Source organism: Streptomyces alboflavus, from assembly GCF_000716675.1.
Classification (GTDB): domain Bacteria; phylum Actinomycetota; class Actinomycetes; order Streptomycetales; family Streptomycetaceae; genus Streptomyces; species Streptomyces alboflavus.
On record NZ_JNXT01000004.1, the window covers coordinates 12,918 to 37,156 of the forward strand.

17 protein-coding genes and 1 pseudogene are annotated in these 24,239 nt (G+C 72.2%); 9 read left to right on the plus strand and 9 right to left on the minus strand.

All coding sequences use genetic code 11. The features are described from left to right. Positions 1-65: 65 nt before the first annotated feature. Positions 66-3,764: an nSTAND1 domain-containing NTPase gene (locus tag OO63_RS04745; RefSeq protein WP_030357492.1), complete on the minus strand. Its 3,699-nt coding sequence runs from the start codon at positions 3,762-3,764 to the stop codon at positions 66-68. A 299-nt stretch (positions 3,765-4,063) separates the two neighbouring features. Here OO63_RS04745 and OO63_RS04750 point away from each other — a divergent pair, with 299 nt between their 5' ends. Further along, entirely contained in the window at positions 4,064-4,435 is a 372-nt protein-coding gene (locus OO63_RS04750) for a hypothetical protein (protein WP_030357493.1), read from the plus strand. 95 nt (positions 4,436-4,530) lie between these two features. On the opposite strand, the gene OO63_RS04755 is transcribed toward OO63_RS04750, so the two are convergent. Beyond that, positions 4,531-7,542, minus strand: coding sequence for an AfsR/SARP family transcriptional regulator (locus tag OO63_RS04755; protein ID WP_051810579.1), 3,012 nt, complete (start codon positions 7,540-7,542; stop codon positions 4,531-4,533). 510 nt (positions 7,543-8,052) lie between these two features. Between OO63_RS04755 and OO63_RS04760 the strand changes: the two genes are divergently transcribed. From OO63_RS04760 to OO63_RS04790, 7 genes and pseudogenes are all read left to right on the plus strand, one after another. Beyond that, positions 8,053-8,490 carry a peptidase inhibitor family I36 protein gene (locus OO63_RS04760; RefSeq protein WP_030357495.1) on the plus strand — a complete coding sequence of 146 codons (438 nt, stop codon included), beginning with the start codon at positions 8,053-8,055 and terminating at the stop codon, positions 8,488-8,490. 258 nt (positions 8,491-8,748) lie between these two features. Further along, positions 8,749-9,714, plus strand: coding sequence for a hypothetical protein (locus OO63_RS04765; RefSeq protein ID WP_030357496.1), 966 nt, complete (start codon positions 8,749-8,751; stop codon positions 9,712-9,714). A gap of 351 nt (positions 9,715-10,065) precedes the next feature. Further along, positions 10,066-11,085, plus strand: coding sequence for an ABC transporter permease (locus tag OO63_RS04770; RefSeq protein ID WP_030357497.1), 1,020 nt, complete (start codon positions 10,066-10,068; stop codon positions 11,083-11,085). 69 nt (positions 11,086-11,154) lie between these two features. Continuing rightward, positions 11,155-12,924, plus strand: coding sequence for an ABC transporter substrate-binding protein (locus OO63_RS04775; protein WP_030357498.1), 1,770 nt, complete (start codon positions 11,155-11,157; stop codon positions 12,922-12,924). A 3-nt stretch (positions 12,925-12,927) separates the two neighbouring features. Further along, positions 12,928-13,926: an ABC transporter permease gene (locus OO63_RS04780; RefSeq protein WP_030357499.1), complete on the plus strand. Its 999-nt coding sequence runs from the start codon at positions 12,928-12,930 to the stop codon at positions 13,924-13,926. Further along, positions 13,923-14,960: an ABC transporter ATP-binding protein gene (locus OO63_RS04785; RefSeq protein ID WP_051810561.1), complete on the plus strand. Its 1,038-nt coding sequence runs from the start codon at positions 13,923-13,925 to the stop codon at positions 14,958-14,960. The genes OO63_RS04780 and OO63_RS04785 overlap by 4 nt, the downstream gene beginning before the upstream one ends. A 22-nt stretch (positions 14,961-14,982) precedes the next feature. Beyond that, positions 14,983-16,050: pseudogene (locus tag OO63_RS04790) on the plus strand (ABC transporter ATP-binding protein); the annotation flags it as partial. Between the two features lie 45 nt (positions 16,051-16,095). On the opposite strand, the gene OO63_RS04795 reads toward OO63_RS04790, so the two are convergent. The 3 genes from OO63_RS04795 to OO63_RS04810 form a co-directional block, all read right to left on the minus strand. After that, positions 16,096-17,070, minus strand: coding sequence for a CU044_5270 family protein (locus OO63_RS04795; RefSeq protein ID WP_030357502.1), 975 nt, complete (start codon positions 17,068-17,070; stop codon positions 16,096-16,098). Beyond that, the gene (locus OO63_RS04800) at positions 17,063-17,695 is read right to left on the minus strand and encodes an RNA polymerase sigma factor (protein WP_030357503.1); all 633 of its coding nucleotides are present in this window, start codon (positions 17,693-17,695) and stop codon (positions 17,063-17,065) included. The genes OO63_RS04795 and OO63_RS04800 overlap by 8 nt, the downstream gene beginning before the upstream one ends. Positions 17,696-17,937: 242 nt before the next feature. After that, positions 17,938-19,110, minus strand: a complete 1,173-nt coding sequence (locus OO63_RS04810; protein ID WP_030357505.1) for an FAD-dependent monooxygenase — start codon at positions 19,108-19,110, stop codon at positions 17,938-17,940. A 173-nt stretch (positions 19,111-19,283) separates the two neighbouring features. On the opposite strand from OO63_RS04810, the gene OO63_RS04815 reads away from it, so the two are divergent. After that, positions 19,284-19,619: an ArsR/SmtB family transcription factor gene (locus OO63_RS04815; RefSeq protein ID WP_030357506.1), complete on the plus strand. Its 336-nt coding sequence runs from the start codon at positions 19,284-19,286 to the stop codon at positions 19,617-19,619. Between the two features lie 53 nt (positions 19,620-19,672). On the opposite strand, the gene OO63_RS04820 is transcribed toward OO63_RS04815, so the two are convergent. The 4 genes from OO63_RS04820 to OO63_RS04835 all read right to left on the minus strand — a co-directional run bounded on the left by OO63_RS04820 (position 19,673) and on the right by OO63_RS04835 (position 24,095). Beyond that, positions 19,673-20,947 carry an MFS transporter gene (locus OO63_RS04820; RefSeq protein WP_030357507.1) on the minus strand — a complete coding sequence of 425 codons (1,275 nt, stop codon included), beginning with the start codon at positions 20,945-20,947 and terminating at the stop codon, positions 19,673-19,675. 84 nt (positions 20,948-21,031) lie between these two features. Then, positions 21,032-21,580: a carboxymuconolactone decarboxylase family protein gene (locus OO63_RS04825; protein ID WP_030357508.1), complete on the minus strand. Its 549-nt coding sequence runs from the start codon at positions 21,578-21,580 to the stop codon at positions 21,032-21,034. A 23-nt stretch (positions 21,581-21,603) separates the two neighbouring features. Beyond that, on the minus strand, positions 21,604-22,470 hold the full coding sequence (locus OO63_RS04830; RefSeq protein WP_033263821.1) for a hypothetical protein: 867 nt from the start codon (positions 22,468-22,470) through the stop codon (positions 21,604-21,606). 182 nt (positions 22,471-22,652) lie between these two features. After that, positions 22,653-24,095: an MFS transporter gene (locus OO63_RS04835; RefSeq protein ID WP_030357510.1), complete on the minus strand. Its 1,443-nt coding sequence runs from the start codon at positions 24,093-24,095 to the stop codon at positions 22,653-22,655. Positions 24,096-24,239 lie beyond the last annotated feature (144 nt).

Here is a 24,239-nt window from a genome sequence, read left to right on the forward strand (position 1 = left end):
GTCGCCCGCCGGAGGTTCCTTCGGGTCGGCGCGTGGACCGGCGCGCGCCGAACGGCCGGACCGGCTCAGCAGGTGGGCCGGTACGGCACGTCGGGGACGTACGCCTTCCAGTCCCGCCGGGACAACCCGGTGCCCGTGCGGGCGCAGACATCGGAGGCCACCCGCCGCGGAGCGACGCGGTAGCGCTGGACGGGGACGTGCTCGCCCGCCGCGTACAGGGTGGCGCTGTCCGGGCTGAACGCGAGGGAGAGCTGCAGGTCGCCGGGCGTGGGCAGCGCGGCGCCCAGGGCCTGGTTGGCGGTGGCGTCCCACAGCCGCAGCGTCCCCTCGGAACCGCCCACGGCGAGGGTCCTGCCGTCCGGGGAGAAGGCCAGGGCAGCCACCGGCTCGGCGACGTCCTGCCGTTCACTGGTGAACGTACCGTCGAACTCCCCGACGCGGCGGCGCAGTTCGCCGTCCCACAGGCTGACCCGCCCCGAGGTGTCACCCGCGGCGAACAGGCGGCCGTCGGGGCTGAACGTGATCGCGGTCAGCGAGTCCGCGTCAAGGCCCGGGCCCACGCGCCGCACCCGGCCGTCCCGCAGGTCGGCCGTCCGGCCGCTCGCGGCCACCAGGAGCCTGCCGTCGGGCCGGACCGTCAGGTCACCGCCGAGGCCGCGCAGCACCTCGGTGCGGTTTCCCCGGCGTACGTCGTAGACCTCGGTGTGCCCGTCCGCGCCCTCCCCGCGGGACAGGAACAGGGAACTCCCGTCCGGGCTCAGCGCCATCGAGAAGCCGCCCTCCGCGTCCCTGCCGGGGGCCCGGAGGGACTTCGGTGTCCTGTCCCGGCCCGCGGCGACGTCCCAGACGGCGAGCCGCTCCCCCGCGGCCGAGTCCACCGGTCCCGTCCGGTAGGCGAGCGTCCGCCCGTCCGCGCTGAACGCCATGCCCTCCAGACAGTCGCCCACCTGCTCCTCGGGGCAGCGCAGCCGGGGCAGTTCGCGCGCGGGCCGCCGGGTGCGCACGTCGTACAGCTGGAAGCGGATCCCGTCGGCCTCCTGCCGCGAGCCGACGAGCAGGCGGCCGTCCGCGCCGAACGCGGCGCCGGACACCTCTGGTTCCAGCCAGGTCCTGGCGGCGGCGTCGCGCAGGGCGAGCGAGCGCACGACTCCCCCGCGCATCCGGCGCTGGGACAGATAGCGGATGCGGCGGTCGTCGAGGTCGAGGCTGAGCTGCCCGACGGACTGCGTGCCGACCGGGTACCGCAGCACCGGCCGCTCGGCGTCGGCCGGCCGCCAGAGGCTGATCTCCTCGGCGTCGGACGTCACCACGAACCTGCCGTCGGCACCGAACTCCAGGCTCGTCACGCCCACTTGGTCGATGCCGGGCAGCGACGCTCCGGTCCGCGCCCGCCACATCCGCACCGCGTCAGGCGCGAGGGCCGCGACCGTGCGGCTGTCGGGGGCGAAGCGGACCTCCGCGCAGGCGTCGTCCCCCCGGCGCGGCAACGACCCGGGAACGGGAAGGCGCCGCCGCCCGGCCATGTCCCACACCTGGAGCCTGCTCCCGGCCGGGCAGAGCGCCACCAGACGCTCGTCCGGACTGACGACGGCCGCTTCCACCTGGCCGACGGGAGCGCTGAAGAGCACACGCCGGCGCTCCGTGTCCCAGACGCGGGCCCGCACGGCGGCGGTGTCGCCCAGGACGACGGTGCGCGCGGTGGAGCCGAACCCCAGGCCCACCGCGTCGGGCGAGCCGATCCGGCGTCCGGACGTCCGGCCCGCGCCGATGTCCCAGACGAAGACACCGTCCTCCGTCTCCAGGAGCAACCCCCGTGCGTCGGGGCTGAGATGAGTGGCCGCACCCACGTGGCGGCCGAGCCCCGGATACGTTCCCGTCCTGCGCTTGGTCCGCACGTCCCACTTCGTGACGTGCGAGCGGTCGGCGACGACCAGGGTGCGCCCGTCCCGGCTCAGGAACTGCTGGGAGTCCAGGCTCTCGGGCACCGTGAGGACGTCCTCCTCCGGCTGGGTGTGGGCGCCCATGAGGCCCGCGCGGGTCTCCGGTGTGTCGGCCACCCTCCAGGCGGCGACACTCAGCCGCATGGCCGTGACGGGGTCGGAGAAGCGCATGCCGTTCGCCAGCGCGCTGACCTTGCGCGCGACGGCCTCCGTTCTGCGCTTCTCGCTCGTGCGGTTCTGCTGCCAGGCGATCGCACCGGCGAGCAGCGCCAGGACCAGCAGGACCGTCAGCGTGCCCAGCAGGGACCGGTTGCGGCGGCGGTCCCTGGTGCGGGCGGCGACGGCGGCCGCCAGGAAGGCCCGCTCGTGCGCGGTCAGGGCGACCTCGCCGTCCCTCCCGCCGAACGCCTCCTCCACGGCGGTCAGACGGTTGCCCCGGTACAGGGCCCCGGTGTCGCGCCCGCTCTCCTCCCACACGTTCGCCGCGTCCGTCAGGCGGCGGTGCAGCCGCAACCGCTCCCTGTCCTCCTCCACCCAGGTGCTCAGCCGGGGCCAGGCCGTGATCAGCGCCTCATGGGCCAGATCCGCCGAGGACTCCTCCAGGGTGACAAGCCGGGCACGGGCCAGCTGTTCCAGGACGGACGCGGCACCGGGTCCCACCGCGAGGAGTTCGGCGCGGTCGGCCGGGCGCCGGGTGTCCGGCGCCCCTTCCCCCGGAGTGATCAGGCGCAGCAGAAGGTGCCGCGCGAGAGCGGCCTCGGCGGGCGTGAGCCGCGCGTACACCTCCTCGCCCGTGTGGGCGATGGCACCCCGCAGGCCGCCCGCCGCCTCGTAGGACGACTCGGTCAGCGCCCGGCCCCTGCGCCGCCGCCACGTCTCCAGGAGCGCGTGTGACAGCAGGGGCAGACCGCCCGGCTCGTCGGCGACCTCGGTGACGAGCCGGGCGGTCAGGGCCCGTTCGACGAGGGCTCCCCGGGTGGCCGCGGGACCGACGATGGCCTGGCGCACCTCTCCCCGGCTCATGGGCCCCACCAGCAGGCTGGTTCCGCGCAGGGCCGCGGCGAGCGCGCGGTGCTCGGCGCACCGGCCGTAGAAGTCGGCGCGTACGGCGATGACGACGCGCAGTCGGCTGTCCGGCCGCCGGGCGGTGAGCAGCAGGTCGATGAACCTCGCCCGTTCCTCCTGGCTCCGGCACAGGGTGAAGGCCTCCTCAAACTGGTCGATCACGACGACCGTGTCGCGTTCGCCGTCGGCCGGGGAGAGCGGCGCCGCGTGCGCGGTGAAGGGGTGCGTGCCGGGGGTGAGGATGCGGATGGCCGCGGGGCGCCGGTGCAGCTCGTCGGCGTGCTGGAGTGCGGGAATGAGGCCCGCGCGGAGCAGGGAGGACTTGCCGCTGCCGGAGGCTCCCACGAGCGCGGCGAACCGGTTCTCCGCCACGACGGTGAGCAGTTCGCCGGTCAGTCGCTCGCGGCCGAAGAACTTCTCCCGGTCGCCCGGCTCGAACCGGGCGAGGCCCAGGTAGGGCGCGGGTTCGTCGTCCGCGGCCGAGGGCACGGCCGCCGCCTTGGCTCCGGCCTCGCGCAGGCGCCGCTCCCACGCCGCCCCGTCACCGCCGCAGGCCGCCACGTAGGCCCGCAGGACCGGCAGCGACGGCAGCCGCTCGCCCGCGGCGGCCTGCGCCAGGGTCGTGGCCGAGTAGCCGCCGCGCGCGGCCATCGTCCGGTAGGTCGGTCCGCCCGCGTCCCGGCGGAGCGCGCGCAGCTCGGACGCGAAGCGCTGGACGGGCCCCGCGTCCGGGTCCAGCGGACTCTCCCGACGCCCCACATTCCCTCCCCCGGCACGTGGTGGACCGCGTCAAAGTACGCGGGGCCGTGGCGTGCGGCAACGCGCCGCGACCGCCCGGGGGCCTTCTTCGGCCACCGCGTGCGACCGGCGGTGTTCGTTTGTACGGAGTGATCCCTGAGGGCTGCCTGACAACGCGGCGGCGGCTGCAATCGAGTCATCGGCCAGCGGTCGGCCGGCGCCCCGGGGTTCTCCCCCAGGTGCCTCGGCCGCCCCCGCAGGCCGGCCACATCACAGCCATCGGACCAGCCCTGTAGGGGCTCCGTCGGGGGAGAGATGCCATGTACGTCAAGCAAGCCATCGGCGTGGCCGCTGCCGCTGTCGCGGCGGCGGTCGCCCTGACCATCACCACGGCGGCCGAGGAGGACACGCCGGACACGAGGGCGGCCTCGGGGACGGCGGCCACTCTCGCACAGCCGAGCCCGCTCACGGGCGAGGGCACCACGGGCAACTGGCCGCCTCCGCATGCCACCGAGAGGGGCAACTGGCCGCCGCCCCAGTCCCAGTCCCAGACCACCCGGGCAGGTAACTGGCCTCCGCCCCAAACCACCCAGACCACTCAGACCACCCAGACAGGCAACTGGCCTCCGCCCCAGTCCACTCACACGGGCAACTGGCCGCCTCCGCAGGTGGCCGCCGCGATCGACGCATGACCCGTTCTCCCGAACCGGTGCCGTCCGCCCAAGTGGGCGGACGGCACCGGCACGCCCGGGTGACGCCGGTCAACGTGCCTGCCCGGCGGCCGTGTTCAGGGGTTTCCGGCGTGGGCGAGCAGGTCGCGTACGTGCGCGGCCTCGGGGCTGCCGACACGTTCGAACAGGGACAGGGCGTCCTGCCAGCAGGTGTGCGCGCGTTCCTGCTGCCCGAGCCTGCGCAGCGCCCGGGCGAGGACGGACAGCACACCGGCGACCCGCCGGTCGCCGCCGATGTCGCGCAGGAGGACGAGGGCCCGTTCGCCGTGCGCGGCGGCCGCGGGCGCGCGGGCGGCGGCCAGGTGGGCGGTGGCCATGCGGAAGTGGGTCATGCCGGTCCAGTACGGCTGTCTGCTCTCCTGGAACATCACGAGGCCCTGGTGGAACCGTTCGAGCGCCTCGTCGTGGCGGCCCGCCTCGTGCAGGGCGAGGCCGAGCGCGTAGTAGCCGTTCGCGAGCCGCAGGGTGGCGCCGAGTCCGCGCCACAGCTCCACCGACTGCTCGGACGCGGCGATCGCGCTCTCGGTCTGCCCGAGACCGAGCTGAGCCCGGCCCAGGTTCATGAGCATGGCCGTCTCGCCGTAGCGGTTGCCGTCGTCCCTGAAGGCGCCGAGTGCCTGGGTGAAGCAGGCCGCGGCGGCCCGGTGGCGGCCGTGGAAGACGGCGAGCAGGCCGAGCAGGTTGGGCGCGTAGCCGAGCGTGAGCGCGTCGTCGGCGGCGGCGCCGAGGGCGTGAGCGCGCTCGGCCTCCTCGCGCGCACGCTCCACGCGGCCCGCCAAGTGGTGCACTTGGCCGAGAACCACCCTGGCGCGGCCCTCGGCGCGCGGATCGCCGCCGCGCCGGGCCTCCTCGGCCACGGCTGACGCCGCCGACGCGTACGGCTGCCGGTGGGCGCCCGACTCCATCAGGTCCTGCGTCACCAGCAGGACGTCGGCGGCCATGGGCGCGAGCGCCGGTTCCGCCGCGCACTGGCGCACCGCGGCGAGCAGGGCGGGCCCTTCGGAGAACAGCCAGTCCAGGGCCTGTTGGCGGTCGTCGAACGGCAGGGCCCGGCGGCCGGTGGGCGCCAGGTGTTCCAGGAGCCGGTCCCCCGGGTTCTCCAGCGCGTACGCGTGGCAGGCCGTGGCCAGGTAGAAGCCGAGCAGCCGGGACAGCACGGCCCCGCGGTCCCCGTCCGGGTCCTCGCGTACGGCGCGGTCGCGGGCGAAGAGGCGCAGCAGGTCGTGGTGGTGGTAGCGGCCCGGGGCGGCGGATTCGAGGAGACCGGTGTCGACCAGGGACTCCAGGAGGCGCTCGCTGGTGTCCTCGTCCTCGTCCAGGACGGCGGCGGCCGCGGCGAGGGAGATGTCGGCGCCGTCCGGCAGCGCGAGGCGCCGGAAGGCCCGGGCGGGCGCGGGCTCCAACTGGCCGTAACCCAGCTCGAAGGAGGCGTCCACGGCGAGGTCGCCGACGCGCAGCTGGTCGAGTCTGCGGCGTTCGTCGGCGAGCCGCCCGGCCAGGGTGGAGACCGCCCAGGCGGGGCGGGCGACCAGGCGTGCGGCGGCGATGCGGATCGCGAGGGGCAGGTAGCCGCAGGCGGCGACGGTCTCGCGGCAGGCGGTCGGCTCGGCCGCGGCACGCGGGGCGCCGACGACGCGCGTGAAGAGGGCGAGGGCCTCCTGCTCGGTCATGACGTCGAGGTCGAGCACCTGCGCGCCGGGGGCCGCGACGAGCCGTGCGCGGCTCGTGATCAGCACGGCGCAGCCAGGGGCGCCGGGCAGCAGGGGGCGCACCTGGGCCTCGCCGTGCGCGTTGTCGAGCAGGACCAGGACCCGGCGTCCGGCCAGGGTGGACCGGTAGAGCGCCGACCGTTCCTCGTGGTCGTCGGGGAGGGCTGAGTCGGGGACGCCGAGGGCGCGCAGGAAGGCACCCAGGACGTCGTGGGGCCCGGCGGGCCGGGCGCTCTGGCCGAGGAGGTCCGCGTAGAGCTGCCCGTCGGGGAAGTGGCCGCGGACGGCATGGGCCACCCGCACGGCGAGCGTGGTCTTGCCGACGCCGCCGAGTCCGCGCACCGAGGCGATGGGCATCACCCGGCCCGGGTCGCGCAGCAGCTCGCGCCGCAGGTGTGCCGTGGCGGCGGCCCGGCCGGTGAAGTCGGCGAGGTCGGCCGGGAGTTGGGCCAGGCGCGCTCCCGGGGGCGGCGGCTCGTCCTCGCCGCCGGTGTCGGCGGGCGCGGCGAGGGCGGGGTCCGCGTGCAGGACGCGCTGGTGCAGTGCCGTCAGCTCCGGGCCCGGGCCGACGCCGAGTTCCTCGTCGAGCATGCGGCGGGTGTCGGCGTAGACGCCCAGGGCCTCGCCCTGGCGTCCGCCGCGGTAGAGCGCCAGCATCAGCAGGGCGCGCAGGTCCTCGCGCAGAGGGTGCTCGGCCGTCAGCGAGGTCAGTTCGGATACGGCGTCCAGGTGTCCGCCGAGTTCCAGGTCGAGGGCGAGGCGGTGTTCGAGCAGGGCCAGGCGCCATTCGGCGAGGCGGGAGCGCTGGGCGTCGGCGAAGGGGCCGGGGACGCCGCCCAGGGGCTCCCCGTGCCAGAGCGCGAGCGCGTCGCGCAGTGCCTGCCGGGCGCGGTGCGGGTCGTGTGCGGCGCGGGCCTCGGCCGCCTGCGCCTCGTGCTGCTCGCACCGGGCCAGGTCGAGCGCCCCGTCCGGCAGGGCGATCGCGTATCCCCCGGCCTCGGAGACGAGGGTGCGGCGGCCGAGGGCCTTGCGGAGCCGGGAGGCGTAGGTGCGCAGGGCGGGGAGCGCCTGGGCGGGGGGCGTCTGGCCCCAGATGGCGTCGATGAGTTCGCTCGCGGTCGCCGTGCGTCCGGCCCGCAGCAGCAGCGCGGCCAGCAGAGCCCGTTCCTGGGGGCGGCCCTCGGGCAGCGCCTGCGCACCGCACCACACCCGGACAGGACCGAGCACCTGGAAACGCAGCGGGGACGCGGGCCGCCCCGCGGTGCGGCCCGGGTCCTCGGCCCGCGCGGGGGTCCTGCCGGGGCCGGGCGGTGCGCGGCGGTGGTCGGGAAGCGTGAAGCCGAGCCGCTCCAGGGGCATGCCGAACATCTCCTCCAGCACCCGCTGGCTGGAGGGGCGCGGGCAGGGCGGATCGGGCTGCCGCCAGCGGTGCAGCTGGCGCGCGGTGATCCGCCGCGGCTCGCCGAGCCGCCACGCCGTGGCGTCGTACACCGCGATGAACACCGCGGGCTGCTGCCACTGGCGCCGGGCGCAAAGGCGGGCGAAGACCGACTGCTGTGTCGCCATGCCCGCCTCCCGGCTCTCGCGGCCGACGGCTCGGGCGGCTCGCTCCGGCCGACGGCTCAAGCTAGCGGCCGCCGCGATGCGGTCACAGGTGTCTTACCGGACGAAAAGTCCGGCCGGAAGTCCGGCGGCATGGCCGCGGCTCGGGCACGGGACGGCTCCGACCACGGTGTTTCGCCGGGAGGTCCGCCTCGTGGGCGTGGTCATCGGACGGACAGTGCGCGGAGGCGGCCTGGTGAGCGCGCCGGTGTTGACTCGTCCTCGTCCGGCACATCGGCGCGAAGAAGAGAAGGAGAGGACGAGAACATGACGGCACGCATTTCCACGCGTCTGGCGCTGATTTCAGGTGCGACGCTGCTGGGCGGAGGTCTCGCGTTCGCCCCCTCGGCCGGCGCGGCCTCGCCGGAGGCCCCGGCACGGACGTCGGCCGGGGTGTCCGCGCCGGCCGGGGCGGAGCAGGCCGCCGCTCCGCCCGGCTGCCCGCGTGAGTACTACTGCGTGTACCTGCACGCGAGGTACGGGGGCGAGGACTACTTCTTCAAGGACGACAACAGGTCGTGGTCGCGCTGGGCGATCTTCAACAACGACTCCTCGTCGTGGAACAACGGTGTTTCGGGGCTCGGTGTGGCCCTGTACGGCGAGGAGAACTACGGGCGCAAGCTGGGCTGTCTGCCGAGGGGACAGGGCTGGACCCAGCACCGGCCGAACGACGACGGCGAGAGCAACAAGTGGATGCGGTGCTGAGGGCCTTCCCCTCCAGTTCCGCTCCGGCTCGCTGAGCGGCACCACACAGCCCGGGGCCGGGCGCGTCGCGAGGGGGGCTCGCGCGGGCCCGCCTCGGGACGTCCGGGCACGGTCACGGGGGGCCGTGCCCGGCCACTGCTCCTCTTCCCCCTCCGCCCGCCCCGAATTCCCCCTCCGCCCGCCCCGAACCGCCCCGCCCGTCCCGAACCGCGCCCGCACCGCCCCGGCCCACCAGGGCGTACCCGACCGGAGGTTCCCATGCAGCGCGTCGTGACTCCCCGCCGGGCGGCGGTCGCCGGATGCGTGGCGCTGCTGCTCGCCGCGTGCTCCCCGCAGGAGGACGCCGCCTCGCCGCACTCCGACCGGCCCGGGCAGCCGAACGTACTGGACCGGGCGGCCCTCGCCCGCGTCAAGGGAACCGAGGCGCAGCAGAAGCGGCTCCACGCCGCGCAGGAACGGCTCATCGTCCGCTGCATGGCGGACCGGGGCTTCAGCTACCGGCCCAACCCCTGGTTCGTGCCTCGCACTCCCGGTGAGGACGACCCGCGCAGGGGCGATCAGGTGGAGCGGCGCCGCCAGGTCGGGTACGAGGCCGCCGCGCATCTGCGCAAGGTACGGCTCCCCGCGGATCCCAACGCCGCCTACGTGCGGTCGCTGACCGCGGCGAAGCGGACCTCGTACACCGCGGCGCTCTTCGGCACGCTCGGCCACAAGGTCCTGGCGAAGCTGCCCGACGGCAGCGAGACCTACATATACGCCGACGGTTGCAACGCACGGGCGCTGCAGGACCTTTACGGGGATCTGAAGGTGTGGATGCGGGCGCAGATGGTGGCGACCAACCTCGACGCCGAGATCGACCGCAGGCTCCTGAACAACAAGCGGGTCACGGCGCTCGACGCCCCCTGGAGCCGCTGCATGGCCGCCTCCGGACACCGCTACCGCGACACGTCCGCGGCCAGGTCGGCGGTCTTCGAGGGCTACGACAAGGCGCTGCGGCAGAAGTCCGCGCGCGGCGAGGCCGCGGCGCGGCGCCGCGAGACGGCGGTGGCCGTCGCCGACGCCACCTGCGACGCGTCCGTGGGCCGGGCCCGCCTCGTCCGCTCCCTCGACCGCCACTACCGCGAGCAGGTCGCCGACGACCGCGCCCGTGAGATCGCCACCTATCGGTCCCTGCGCGCGAAGGCGCTCTCGGCGGTGGCGGGCCGGGAGGCCGACGCCCGCTGAGCCCGGCTCGCGGGCGCCCCCCGACTTCGCTTGTCCCGTCGCCCCGGCTCCCCCCGCCCCGTCCGCCCTCGGAACCTCTTTGGCCGGACGGACAAAACATGTGCGGGATCTCTGGACCGGCACCGCATGCACGCGGTCATGAACGGGAGAAAGACTACGCGCAAGCTGCCTGCAAGGAGTTTCGCGGGGCAGTGACCGCTCTTCCCACTTTTGATTCCTCCTTTTGATTCCTCGCGCAGGCCCTCACCTTTCTTGAGCGCTATGTCGACGGCGCAAGGACTGCGTTCTCCTTTTCCAGGCGTACCGGAATTCCCGCCATGCCCGCCGGATTTCCGAGAAGGGCCCTGCAGCATGAAAGCACCATCGCCCGAGCCACCCGTCGAGGCGGCACCCGACGTGCCCGCGGAGACGGAGGTGTCCAGCTCCGACGGCGCCGCGGACGGCACGTCCGTGCGGGGGCGCTCCCTGGGGCGGATCGCCTGGGAGCGCCTCAAGAGCGACAGGCTCGCTCTCACGGGCGGCATCGTCGTGCTCCTCCTCGTCGTCGTGGCCCTGCTCGCCCCGGTGCTCACCGGCATCGTCGGCCAGGACCCCGAGACCCACCACGAGGACCTGATCAACCCCCTGTTCGGCACGCCGACCGGCTCCCTCGGCGGCATCAGCGGCGACCACCTCCTGGGCGTGGAACCGGTCAACGGCCGCGACATCTTCGCCCGCATCCTGTACGGCGCCCGGATCTCGCTGCTCGTCGGCTTCCTCTCGGCCGTGGTCGCGGTCGTCCTGGGCACCGTCCTCGGCATCCTGGCGGGCTTCTTCGGCGGCTGGGTGGACACGGTCATCAGCCGCGTCATGGACGGCCTGCTCGCCTTCCCGCAGCTGCTCTTCATCATCGCGCTGGTCTCCGTCATGCCGAACGACATGCTGGGTCTCACCGGATCGAGCGTGCGCGTCTTCGTGATGATCCTCGTCATCGGCTTCTTCGGCTGGCCCTACATCGGACGCGTCGTGCGCGGCCAGGCCCTCTCCCTGCGGACACGGGAGTACGTCGAAGCGGCCCGGTCGCTGGGCGCCGGGCGCCGCCACATCCTCTTCAAGGAACTGCTGCCCAACCTCGTCGCACCGATCATCGTGTACACGACGATGATGATCCCCACCAACATCCTCACCGAAGCGGCACTCAGCTTCCTGGGCGTGGGCGTCAAACCCCCCACGGCCTCCTGGGGGCAGATGCTCTCGAGGGCGATCGACTACTACGACTCGGACCCCATGTACATGGTCGTGCCCGGCACGGCGATCTTCGTCACGGTCCTTGCCTTCAATCTCCTCGGCGACGGCGTGCGGGACGCGCTCGACCCGAAGGGTTCCCGCTGAACCGCGGTGCCCCCAGCGGCCCGTGGCACTCACACGGTGTTTCCCGTCAATTCCGGAGGATCCGAGATGGTGACTACCCAGCGCGCCCCAGGGCGGCGCAAGCAGACCCTGGCCGCCGCCGCGGTGGCCGCCGCCCTGCTGACCACGGCGGCGTGCGGCGACGGCAAGGAGGACGCGGCCGGCTATGACGCCGCGAACAACAAGGTGCTCAACGCCAGTTCCCAGAAGGGCGGTGAGCTGAAGTTCGCCGGTTCCCAGGACGCCGACTCCTGGGACACCACGCGCGGCTACTACGGTTTCGCCTGGAACTTCATGCGCTACTACAGCCGTCAATTGCTGTCGTACAAGACCGAGCCCGGAAAGGCGGGCGCGGAACTGACGCCGGACCTCGCCACGAACGCGGGCAGGATCTCGAACAACGGCAAGACCTACACGTTCGACCTGCGCGACGGGATCACCTGGGAGGACGGCAAGCCGATCACCTCCAAGGACCTCAAGTACGGCATCGAGCGCCAGTGGGCACAGGACGTGCTGTCCGGCGGTCCGGTCTACCTCAAGGACGTCCTCGACCCGGACGGCGCGTACCCGGGCCCCTACAAGGACAAGTCGGCCGACAGACTGGGCCTGAAGTCGATCGAGACGCCCGACGACAGAACGATCGTCTTCAACCTGCCGCGCGCCAACAGCGACTTCACGCAGATGCTCGCGACACCGTCGGCCTCCCCCGTGCGCCAGGACAAGGACACCAAGTCCAAGTACGGCCTCAGGCCGTTCTCGAGCGGCCCCTACAAGTTCGATGCGTACGCGCCGGGAAAGAGCCTGAAGCTGGTCCGCAACACGCGGTGGAAAGCCGCGTCGGACCCGATCCGCAAGGCGTACCCGGACACCATCAGCGCCACGTTCTTCGCGAACGCGGGCGACATGGACCAGCGCCTGATCAACGGCGACTACCATCTGGACCTCAACCAGACGGGCCCGTCGCCGCAGGGTCGTACCACCGCCCTCAAGCAGCACAAGGGCAACCTGGACAACCCGCTCACCAGCTACATCCGTTACGCGGTCTTCCCGCGGAGCGTGCCGCCGTTCGACAACATCCACTGCCGCAAGGCCGTGATCCACGGTGCGGACCACGTCTCGCTGCAGAACGCGCGCGGCGGCCCGCTCGCCGGTGGTGACATCGCCACCAACATGCTCCCGCCGTCCGTGCCGGGCGCCGAGGGGCAGAAGTACGACCCGTACAAGATCGCCGGGGACGGCAAGAAGGGCGACATCGAGAAGGCCAAGGAGGAACTCAAGGCCTGCGGTCGCCCGGACGGCTTCCGGACCACCATCGCGGTCCGCAACAACAAACATGCGGAGGTCGCGACCGCCGAGTCCCTCCAGGCATCGCTGAAGAAGATCGGCGTCCGCGCCGAGATCGACCAGTACGACGGCGCGCAGACCGCCGGCATCGTCGGCAGCCCCGCCCACGTCAAGAAGAAGAAGTACGGCATCGTCATCGACGGCTGGGCCCCGGACTTCGGCACGGTCCAGGGCTTCGGTCTGCCGCTGTGGAGCAGCAAGTACATCCTGCAGAGCGGCAACAACAACTTCGCCCTGATCAAGGACAAGACGATCGACGGACTCTTCGACTCCTATGTGAAGGAGCTCGACGAGGGCGAGCAGGCCAGGATCGCCAAGGGCATCAACCACAGGGTGATGGAGGGCGCGTACTACCTGCCCTTCACCTTCGAGAAGTTCCTCAACTGGCGCTCCCCGAAACTGACGAACGCGTACACCACCGACGGCTACAGCGGCATGTACGACTTCGTCAACCTCGGCCTGAAGAACGCGAACTGAGCCATGCTCGCTTACCTCATCAGGCGGCTGTTCGCCGCCGCGGTGATGCTGGTGGTCATCGTCGTGGTGGTCTTCTGCATCTTCTTCCTCGTCCCCCGGTGGGCGGGCGTCGACATCGCGTCCAGCTTCGTCGGCAAGCAGGCCGACCCGGCCGCCGTGGCGGCGGTGCGCGAGAAGCTCGGTCTCGGTGACCCGATCCACGTCCAGGTCTGGGAGTTCTTCAGGGGCGTCTTCGCGGGCCGCACCTACGCGGCCGGCGGCGAGGTCACGCACTGCGCCGCGCCGTGCTTCGGCTACTCCTTCCGCAGCGAACAGGCCGTCTGGCCGGTGCTCACCGACCGGTTGCCGGTGACCTTGGGCCTCGCGCTCGGCGCCGCCGTGCTGTGGGTCGTCGTCGGCGTCGCCGCCGGTGTGCTGTCCGCGCTCAAGCGGGGCAGCCTGTGGGACCGGGGTGCGATGGTCGTCGCCCTCGCGGGTGTCTCCCTGCCGATCTACTTCACCGGCCTGCTCTCCCTGGCGGTCTTCGCCTTCGGCCTCGACTGGCTCGACGCGCAGTACGTGCCACTCGAACAGAGCTTCACGGGCTGGCTCGGCGGCATGATCCTGCCCTGGGTCACCCTCGCCTTCCTGTACGCGGCGATGTACGCCCGGATCACCCGGGCCACGATGCTGGAGGTGCTCGGTGAGGACTACATCCGCACCGCCCGCGCCAAGGGCCTGCGCGAGCACACCGTCGTCGGCAAGCACGCCATGCGCTCCACGATGACGCCGCTCCTGACCATGCTGGGCATGGACCTCGGCGCCCTCATCGGCGGCGCCATCCTGACCGAGTCGACGTTCAACCTGCCGGGCCTCGGCCGGGCGGTGCTCGACGCCACCAGGAACCAGGACCTGCCCGTCGTCCTGGGCGTCACCCTGATCACCTCGCTCGCGGTGCTGCTCGCCAACCTCGCGGTGGACGTCCTGTACGCCGTGATCGACCCCCGGGTGAGGCTCGCATGACGGCGTTCCTGGACGTGCGCGACCTGAAGGTGCACTTCCCCACCGACGACGGCCTGGTGAAGTCCGTCGACGGGCTCAGCTTCCAGCTGGAGAAGGGCCGGACCCTCGGCATCGTGGGCGAGTCCGGCTCCGGCAAGTCGGTGACCTCGCTCGCCGTGATGGGCCTGCACACCGCCGGCCAGTACGGCAGGCGCAAGGCACGGATATCGGGCGAGATCTGGCTGGACGGCACCGAACTGCTCGCGGCGGGCCCCGACCACGTACGGGGACTCCGCGGGCGCGAGATGGCCATGATCTTCCAGGACCCGCTGTCCGCGCTGCACCCGTACTACACGATCGGCAAGCAGATCGTGGAGGCGTACCGGATCCACCACGACGTCGGGGCGAAGTCCGCCCGCAGGCGGGCGGTCGAGATGCTCGACCGGGTCGGCATCCCGCAGCCGGACAAGCGGGTGGACAGCTACCCGCACGAGTTCTCCGGCGGCATGCGCCAGCGCGCGATGATCGCGATGTCGCTGGTCAACAACCCCGAGCTGCTCATCGCGGACGAGCCGACCACCGCCCTGGACGTGACGGTGCAGGCGCAGATCCTGGACCTGATCCGGGACCTGCAGCGGGAGTTCGGCTCCGCGGTCGTCATCATCACCCACGACCTCGGAGTCGTCGCCGAACTGGCCGACGACATCCTGGTGATGTACGGCGGCCGCTGCGTCGAGCGCGGCCCGGCGGACCGGGTGTTCCACGAACCCCGGCACCCCTACACCTGGGGCCTGCTCGGCTCGATGCCGCGGCTCGACCGCGACCAGCAGGAACGCCTCGTCCCGGTCAAGGGCTCCCCGCCCTCCCTCATCAACCGCCCCTCCGGCTGCGCCTTCCACCCGCGCTGCCCGTACGCCGACGTCCCGAAGGACGACGTCACCCGCACGGTCCGCCCCGAACTGACCGAGGTCGGCGGGCGGCACTGGGCCGCCTGCCACATGTCGGCCGAGCAACAGAAGCGCATCTGGGCCGAAGAGATCGCGCCGAAGCTGTGAGCGAGAAACCGAGGACGCAGCCATGACGATTCCCGAGCGGAGCGACAGCGCCGCCCCCGCCCCGGTCCCCGCGACCGTCCCCGCCGAGAAGCACGACAGCGAAGCCCTGCTGAAGGTGACGGGTCTGCGGAAGCACTTCCCGATCAAGAAGGGCCTCTTCCAGCGGCAGGCCGGCGCCGTCCGCGCGGTCGACGAGCTGGACTTCGAGGTCCGGCCGGGCGAGACGCTGGGCGTCGTCGGCGAGTCCGGGTGCGGCAAGTCGACGATGGGCAGGCTGATCACACGGCTGCTCGAACCGACCGCCGGGACGGTCGAGTTCGAGGGCAGGGACATCACGCACCTCGGCGTCGGCGCCATGCGGCCGCTGCGCCGCGACATCCAGATGATCTTCCAGGACCCCTACTCCTCGCTGAACCCGCGCCACACCATCGGCACCATCGTCGGCGCCCCCTTCGGACTCCAGCGCGTCTCGCCCCCCGGCGGCGTCAAGAAGGAGGTGCAGCGGCTCCTCTCGGTCGTGGGTCTCAACCCCGAGCACTACAACCGCTACCCGCACGAGTTCTCCGGCGGTCAGCGCCAGCGTGTCGGCATCGCCCGCGCGCTCGCCCTCCGACCGAAGCTCGTGGTCGCCGACGAGCCGGTCTCCGCCCTCGACGTGTCGATCCAGGCGCAGGTCGTCAACCTCCTGGACGACCTCCAGCAGGATCTCGGCCTGACCTACGTGATCATCGCGCACGACCTCTCGGTCGTCCGGCACGTCTCGGACCGGATCGCGGTGATGTACCTCGGCAAGATCGTCGAACTGGCCGACCGCGACTCGCTCTACAGGGCGCCACTGCACCCGTACACCAAGGCCCTGATGTCGGCCGTCCCGATCCCGGACCCCCGGCGCAAGAACGCCAGGGGCGGCCGCGTCCTCCTCAACGGCGACGTGCCCTCACCGATCTCCCCGCCGAGCGGCTGCCGCTTCCACACCCGGTGCTGGAAGGCCACGGAGATCTGCGGGACGACCGAACCGCCGCTGTCGGAGGTGCGGGCCGGCCGACAGGTGGCCTGCCACCACACGGAGAACCCCGAGGCCCCGGCTCCGCCGGTCCAGCGCGGCTGATCCGGGGCCCGGCCGCGGGGCAGCGGCCTACGGGCGCTGCCTCACCCGGTCGACGATCCCCCAGTCCACCACGTGCGACAGCTGGACGTACTTCTTCTTCCCGGAAGCCGAGGTCCGCTCGTCGCGGAAGCCCAGGAACTCATGCGATGCCGGGTCGAAGATCAGGTACTTGCCGTCGTAGGGCTCGCGCCCGGTGTGGGCGATCCCCACCCCGGTCCGCCCGGCGGAGTCCTTCACTCCCGGGATCGTCTTGACGCCGGGCACGAGCGCCAGCGCCTCGTACGCCGCGGGGCGCAGTCCCTGGGGCAGCACCGGGTTCTTCAGGAGCTCACCGAGCAGCCAGTAGGCCTCGTACCGATTCGGCTTGTCGAGGTCGCTGACCGGCCGGTCGTCGGACGCGCCGCGGAGGTCGAGGGAGACGATGGCCCAGATGAGCTTCTTGGGGTCCTGGGGCAGCTTCTTCAGCTCGCTCCACTTCCGGGGTGGCCACACCCCGCCGCCCTTCCCCGCGGGCTCCTCCCACATCTCGCGGCCCAGTTCCATGGACAAAGAGGGCTTGGAGACGTCCACCGAGTCCCACATCTCGTCGGTGTAGGTCTTGACCTCGCCGGTCTTCTGCTCCGTCTCCTTGATGATCCGCTTCGAGTAGATGAACTGGTCGTCGCGCGGCGCCACCGGCTCCTTCTCGCGCTTGCGCTCCCACGCCGCCGCCCCGTTCAACACCGCGGCGGCGTTCTCCATCCGCGGGGTGCTCGTGCCCGGTGCGCCGTCCTCACCGGAGCCGTCCGTACCGATCAGCACCGCCGTCCCCGTGACCGCCGTGGCGACCACCGCGGCCGCCGCGAGGCGCAGTGCACGGCGGCGACCCGGACCGGTGCCGGTGGGCCGGTCCGCGTGCGCCATCGCGTTCAGCAGCCGGTGCCGGGCCCGGTCCCGGGCCGGTCCGGTGAGCGGGGCCGCGTCCGCGTCCCACTCCCTCAAGAGTTCGAGTTCGTCATGCATGGTCGGATACCTCTCGCAGTGCCGTCGGATTGGATCCGCCCAACGCTTCGCGCAGCTTGCTGCGAGCCCGGTGCATCCGTGATCTGACCGTGCCCACGGGGATGCCGAGGGCCTGGGCCGCCTCCCCGTAGCTGAGATCCCCCCAGGCCACCAGCAGCAGCACGTCCCGGTGCCGAGCGGGCAGCGCGGCAAGGGCCGCCGCAAGGTCGCGGCCCGCGGCCCGCGCCACCACCCGGTCCGCGGCCCGGTCGGCCAGCGGCTCGTCGTGGTCGGCGGGGGCCGGGACCCGGGCCATGGCCTTGAACCGGCGGGCCTCGGCCCGCCGATGGCGGCCGACCAGGTTGGTCGCTATGCCGAACAGCCAGGGCCGGGCGTCGGCGCCCGCGCCGCGGGCCGGGTCATAGCGATGCCGCTGCTGGAACGCGGTGGTGAAGGTCTCCGCGACGAGGTCATCGGCGACCTCGCCGCCGAGGCGACGGGCCGCATAGCGGTGCACGGCGTCGGCGTGCCGGTCGAAGAGCGCGGCGAACGCCTCGGGCTCATCCCGGGACCGCGCGATCACTGAGGCGTCGCTCTCGGCATCGGCACGCGCGGTGCCGATGCCGACGCCTGGTTCGACGGTCATCGGGGCTCCTCTCGTCCAAGGGACGATGCTCGAATACTTGGGCTTTCACCTGTCCTTCGCCCATCGCGCCGAACCGGTTCCCTCAGACATCCTCGGCGACCTCGCGGCACTGTCTCAGGGCCGGCTGCGCCTCGGCGGGACGTGCGCGGTCGAGGTGAGACTCGTCCGCATACTCGGCAGTGCGACGGGCCGCCACCCGGATGCCGCCGCGACGCCTTGACACGCCCTGCACGCCCGGTACTTCACCTCCGCGTCCCCGGGGTGTGGTCACCGGCAGCACCCTGTCGTGCCGAGCTCCGGGAACGGTGGGTGAGGCCGACCGCGCGGCCCACCGCGTTGCGCACCGCGAGGCCCGGCCGGGTGCGGGGCACCATGAGCCTGGAGAGCAGGCCGACGCGTCGCTGCCGCGGGCCCACCTCACGACGCAGCCGCGACTCGTAGGCGGCGAAGGCACGGGCGTGCTCACCGGGATGGGCGGCGAGCTCTTCCGCGAGGGCGTACGCGCCCGTCATCGCCATGCTGGACCCGTCACCCAGCAGGGCGGTGGCCGCCGCCGCGTCCCCGAGCAGCACGACCCGCCCGCGGGACCACGACGGCACCCGGACGGTGGTCAGGGGGTCGAAGTACGGAGCCGGGTGGTCGAGGAACGCCGCCACGAGTTCCGGCGCCCGCCACCGCACGTCGGCGTAGGCCTCGGCCACGGTCTGCTTGTGAAGGGCGATGTTCTTGCGGTCGTGGGGGGCCGGTTGCGCGGCCCGGAAGGTGAAGATCGCGAGCGGAGTGGTCCGCGAGGGATGGAGGACCAGCATCCGGTTCGGCACGGTCAGCATCGTCATCTCGCTCGGGTCCTCGACGGCGTCGGGTTCCAGTGGCACGGTCGCGCCGTACAGGCCCAGGTCGCCCGCGACCTGCCGCTCGGGTCCGAACACCAGGCGCCGTACGGTGGAGTGCATCCCGTCGGCACCGACCACCAGGTCGAAGCGTCGTGACGCGGACCGCCGGAAGGTGACGTCGACCCCGCCTCCGTGCTGGTCGAGAGCGGTGACCGTGTCGTCGAACAGGAAATCGGCCTCGGTCTGCGCCGCCCGGTGGAGCACCTCGGACAGGTCGGCGCGGGTCACCTCGACCGTCGGCGCCCCGTCCGAGGCGAGCGGGAGGCGCAGGATTCGCCTGCCGCCCGGGTCGAGCAGGGTCAGTGACCGATTGCGGGTGGCGAGCCCGCGGAGCTCCGGGAGGATGCCCATGCGGTCGGCGACCGGGATCGCGGGTCCCTTCACGACGATCGCGCTGCCACCGGAGCGCAGCTGCCGGGCGTGTTCGACGACCGTCGGCCGGTAGCCGTTCCGGGAGAGCCAGTGCGCGAGTGCGGGCCCTGCGATTCCGGCACCGACTATCAGCACCTCGGGCTTCTTCATGACGATGACCTCTCGGAGTGTCGACGACCAGGCCCCGGGCGACTGCCGGGGGCCTGGCCTCAGGGCGCGGCGGCAAAGGGCGGCGCAACCCGGAATCAGGTACGAAAGATTTCGTACCTGAGTGGAGCACACTCTTCAGGTACGATTCAAGTCGTACCTGAAAGGGGTGTCGCGTGGCCGGGAAGAACCTGGTCGGCCCGGAGGCCGATGCGCTCGATCTGGGTGCCGTGTTTCGCGCCCTCGCCGACGAGCACCGTCGTTCGGTGCTGACGCAGTTGGCCACCGACCGCGACGACAACGAGCGGGGCTGCAACTCGTTCGACCTTCCGATCTCGAAGCAGACCCAGACCCACCACTTCCGCGTCCTGCGCGAAGCGGGTCTCATCGACGAGATCGACTACGGCAACCGCAAGGGCGTCCGGCTGCGACGCGCGGACATCGAGAAGAGATTCCCCGGGCTGCTCGCCCTCCTGGGAGCAGAGCCTCCGGGCGACACCGCTCCTGGCTGAGCGCGGGTGGGCGCAGGCGTTCGCCCTGGGGCCCCTCGAACCGTCGAAGCGCTTCACGCGGCCTTGGTCAGCGTGGACCGGTCCTCGCTGGGTGCGTGCCGGGCGGGTGTCACGGGGCTGGTCGTGGTTCCTCGTCCGTCGTGGCGCGGCCACAGCAGGAGGGCGCCGACCGCTCCCCCTCCGGCGAGGACCGCGAGGACGGACCAGGCGGCGGCGAGGCCGGTGTTCGTGCCGAGCCAGCCCGCGACGGGGTAGGTGATCAGCCAGGCCAGGTGGGAGAGGGAGAACTGGGCCGCGAACGCCTCGGGGATCGCGTTCCGGCCGACGGAGGCGCGCAGGACCTTGCCGGTCGGCGTGATGATCAGTGCCATGCCGATGCCGATCACGGTCCAGACGACCGCCGTTCCGGTCCAGGTGGCCAGGCCGGTGGCGATGAGCGTGACCGCGGCGGTCGTGCCGCCGACGAGGACTCCGGCGCCGGTCATCATGACGGTGCGGGCGGCGATCCGGTCGAGAACGCGGGGCAGTGCGAGGGCGGCCACGAGGGTTCCGGTGCCGGAGGCGGCGAGCATCCAGGCGACGTCCGGCTGCGAGCCGCCGAGTCCGTCACGGACGTGGTTGACGGTGTTGACGACGACGATCGAACCCGCCGCCGCGACCACCAGGTTGAGCGCCATGACACCGCGCAGTCGCGGCGTCCTGAGGAAGGTCCTGATCCCCGATGCCGCCTTGTCCCACGCCTTGGTGTGGGTGCTGGGGCGGGCGTCGGGGATGCGCGTGGACAGGACGAGCAGGGCGGAGACGAGGAATCCGGCTGAGGTGCCGAGGAACAGCAGGTCGAAGCTCATGAAGGTGAGGGCGACGGCCGCGAGGACGGGGCTGAGCAGGCTCTCCATGGTGGAGGCGACCTGGGAGGCGGACAGGGCACGTGTGTAGTCGGACTCGTCGGTGACGATGTCGGGGATGACGGCCTGGAACGTCGGGGTGAACGCCGCGGAGCCCGCCTGGAGCAGGCCGATCAGGACGTAGATGTGCCAGACCTCGGTGACCAGCGGCAGCGCCAGGACCACCGCGCCGCGGACCACGTCGAGGAGGACCAGGAGAGTTCTTCTGGGGAGCCGGTCGACGTACGCGGCGGCCAGCGGGGCGATGACCACGTACATGACCATCTTGATCGTCAGGGCGGTGCCGAGGACCATCCCGGCGCGCGGTCCTGCGAGGTCGTAGGCGAGCAGTCCGAGGGCCACGGTGGTCAGTCCGGTGCCGAACAGGGCGATGACCTGGGCGCCGAACAGGTGGCGGTAGTCGCGGACGGCGAAGAGCCGCATGACGGGTTCCTTCCGTGTTCATGCGGCGGGGCACGGCCCCGGGGTGAGGGCCGTGCCCCGCGCGTACAGGCGGGGGTGTCTTCTCTACGCACCGGTGTCGCTCCCCGCGGTGAGGCCGGCCCCCGGTGTGAGGCCGGCGAGGAGGTTGAAGGCGCCGGTGAGGATGTTGAGCGCGACGACGCCGACGACATCGGCTATGGCGCGGTCGCTGTAGCCGTGCGCCCGCAGCGCGATGACCTGTGCGTCGGTGATCGACGTCGGCTCGCGATGGATCTGGAGGGCGAGGGTGATGATCGCCGCGATCGCGGGATCGGCCGACGTGCCCGCCTGGGCCCGCCCGATCTCTTCCTCGTCGACTCCCAGGGCGCGGGCGGCACTCACGTGCGAGTCGAGGCAGAGCCCGCATCCCTGCACGGCCTGGACGGCGATCGAGATCCGTTCGCTGATCCGGCGGTCGAGTTTGGCTCGTCCCATGGCCCGGCTGAGCTGGAGGTATCCGCCGAGTACGGCCGGGGAGTGCGCCATCGTGGAGACCATGTCACCGATCTGGCCATGGCGGGAGACCAGGTCGGCGAGGAGGTCGCGTGAGGCGCCGACCGCCGTGTCGGGGGTGAGGGGGGTCAGGCGGGGCATGACGCTCCTTCCGGTGCGGCCGGTCAGTGGTGGGCGTGGTGTGCGTGGGGGCCGTGGTGGTGGCTCCCGTGCTCGGGTGCGGCGTCCGCGTGCGGGGTGGCCGCGGCGGTCCGCACCGTGAACTCGGCCGTCCGGACGACGCCGTCGTGCTGGAAGTCCAGGAACAGCCGGTAGGTGCCGGCCGTGGGCGCGACCGCCATGAAGGCGATCTCGGGTCCCGGCGCGGTGGTGCCGTCACCGGGTTCGCCCTCCGGGTGGACGTGGAGGTAGCCCAGGTCACCGACCCGCAGGGCCACCAGGTGCCCGTACGCGGCCAGGTAGGGCTGCAGGTCGGTGACGGGGCGGCCGTCCCGGCTGACGGTCAGGACCAGCTCGCTCGCCTCGCCGGGCAGGAGTTCGCCGTCGAGCGCGACGGTGTACTCGCCGATCCGGGCGGTGCCGGTGGCCTCCGGAAGCGGCCGCGGCTCGTACGCCCCGGCGACCGCGACGTCGATCCCCAGCGTCATGGTCCCGTCGTGCCCGGCCGGGTGGATGTCGGCGAAAAGCCTCCAGTCCCCCGGCTCCAGGGCCAGTTCGGTGCTCCAGGTGCCCTTCTCGTCCCGCACCGGGTGCACGTGCTGGAACCCGGCCGTGTCGCGCCGTACGGCGATGAAGTGCAGCTCCTTCTCGTGCTCGGGCACGAACTCGGTCACCGCCCGCCCGTCGGGGCCGATCACCCTGAAGCTGACCGGCTGGACGCCGGCGGTGCGGATCGTCGAGTCGAGATCGAGGGTGTAACCGTCCACCGAGACCGAAAGGCCGCCGGGCTGGGCCCCGTTGTGACCGCCATGACCGCTGTGCGCGCCGTGGGCACCGTGGTCGGCCTGGTCGTGTGCGGCGTGGTTCCTCATGACATCTCCAAAGGTGCGATGGGCCTTCCGGTGTCGTCCGTTCAGGCCGTTGATCAGAACTCTATACCCCCAGGGGGTATCTCGACCAGCCTCGATGCTGGAAATCTCGCGAGAGGGCTTACCGAAGTGGATCCAGCAGGTAGATCCAGTAGGTGGAACCGGCGGATGGAGCCACCCACCGGCTACACGCCGATCTGCTCGCCCGTGGACTGCGGAGCGTCGGCCCGCCGCGCGGTGTCTGCGGCCTTGTCGCCACGCATCACGAGGAGGGTGATGAGGCCGCCTGCCGCAGCGATCGCGGCGGCGCCCAGGAACGCGGCACTGAAGCCGTCGGTGAGTGCCGGCAGATCGCCCAGCTGTCCCGCGCCCCGCGAGGCGGCAAGGGCGGTCAGGGCGGCCAAGCCGAGGGCCGAACCGACCTGATAGGTGGTGTTGACGATCCCGGAGGCCAGGCCCGCCTGCTCCTGCGGGGCGCCGGACATGGCAGCCATCATCGCCGGGATGTACGCGAGCGACATGCCAAGGGCCGCGACCAGCGAGGCAGGCAGGACATCGACCGCGAACGAGCCGGTCGGCTCGACGGCCGACAGCCACAGCAGTCCCGCCGCGAGAACGAGCAGGCCGCCGCCGATGAGCGGCTTGGCGCCGAACCTGGCGAGCAGCTTCGCGGTGATCGCCGTCATGAAGATCATCAGGAGCACGGTCATCGGCAGCAACGCGGCGCCGGAGGCGAACGCCCCGTAGCCGAGCACCTGTTGCAGGTACAGGTTGAGGAAGTACCACATCGGTATCCACGCGGCGCCGAGCAACGCCATCGCCAGGTTGGCGGACCCCAGGCGCGGCACCCGCCAGATACCGAGCGGCATCAGCGGCTGCCCCGTCGATTTCTGGATCGCGAAGAACAGGACCAGCAGGGCGGCGGCGCCCACAAGCTGCAGAACGGTGGCGCTGGATCCCCAACCGACGTGCTCCGCGCGGACGATGGCGAACACGGCGAGGGCCAGACCCGCGGTCACGGATGCGGCACCGAGTACGTCCACTCGGCCGCGGCGGGGCTCGACGGCGGGCAGCAGCTTGGTGGCCGCGAGGGTGGCGACGCCGATCGGGACGTAGATGATGAAGATCCAGGGCCAGCTGAGCCACTCGGTGAACACACCGCCCAGGAACACACCCGCCGTGCCGCCGGCGGGGGCCGCGGCGCCGTAGAGCGCCATCGCCTTGCCCAGCTCCTTCGGGTCATGGGCGAAGAGGATCATCAGCAGCGTCATGGCGGCAGGCGCGATGAGCGCCCCACCGACGCCTTGTACGGCACGGCCCACGACCTCGACCCAGGCGGTCTGCGCGGCCGCGGCGACGACGGAGCCCACGATCAGGACGACCCAGCCCGCATTGAAGACCTTGCGCGCCCCCAAGAGGTCGGACAGCCGACCGCCCAGCAGCAGGAGACCGCCGAAGGCGATGACGTAGGCGTTGAAGACCCACTGCAACTCGCCCTGTGAGAAGCCGAGTTCACGCTGCATCTCGGGAAGTGCCACTCCGATGATGCTGGTGTCCATGATCACCATGAACTGGGCGGTGGCGAGCACGAGCAGCGCCCACCATCGTTTCGGATTGCTTGTCGACATGATCCCATCCCCTCTCTCGGATACCCCTCCGGGGCATCTCCGAGCGGGAATCTAACATACCCCTGGGGGGTATACAACGGAGCTGGGCGTGCGCCTTCGTCGCACCGACGATCGGCACGGCGGACCTGCCGGGCAGCGTCCGCT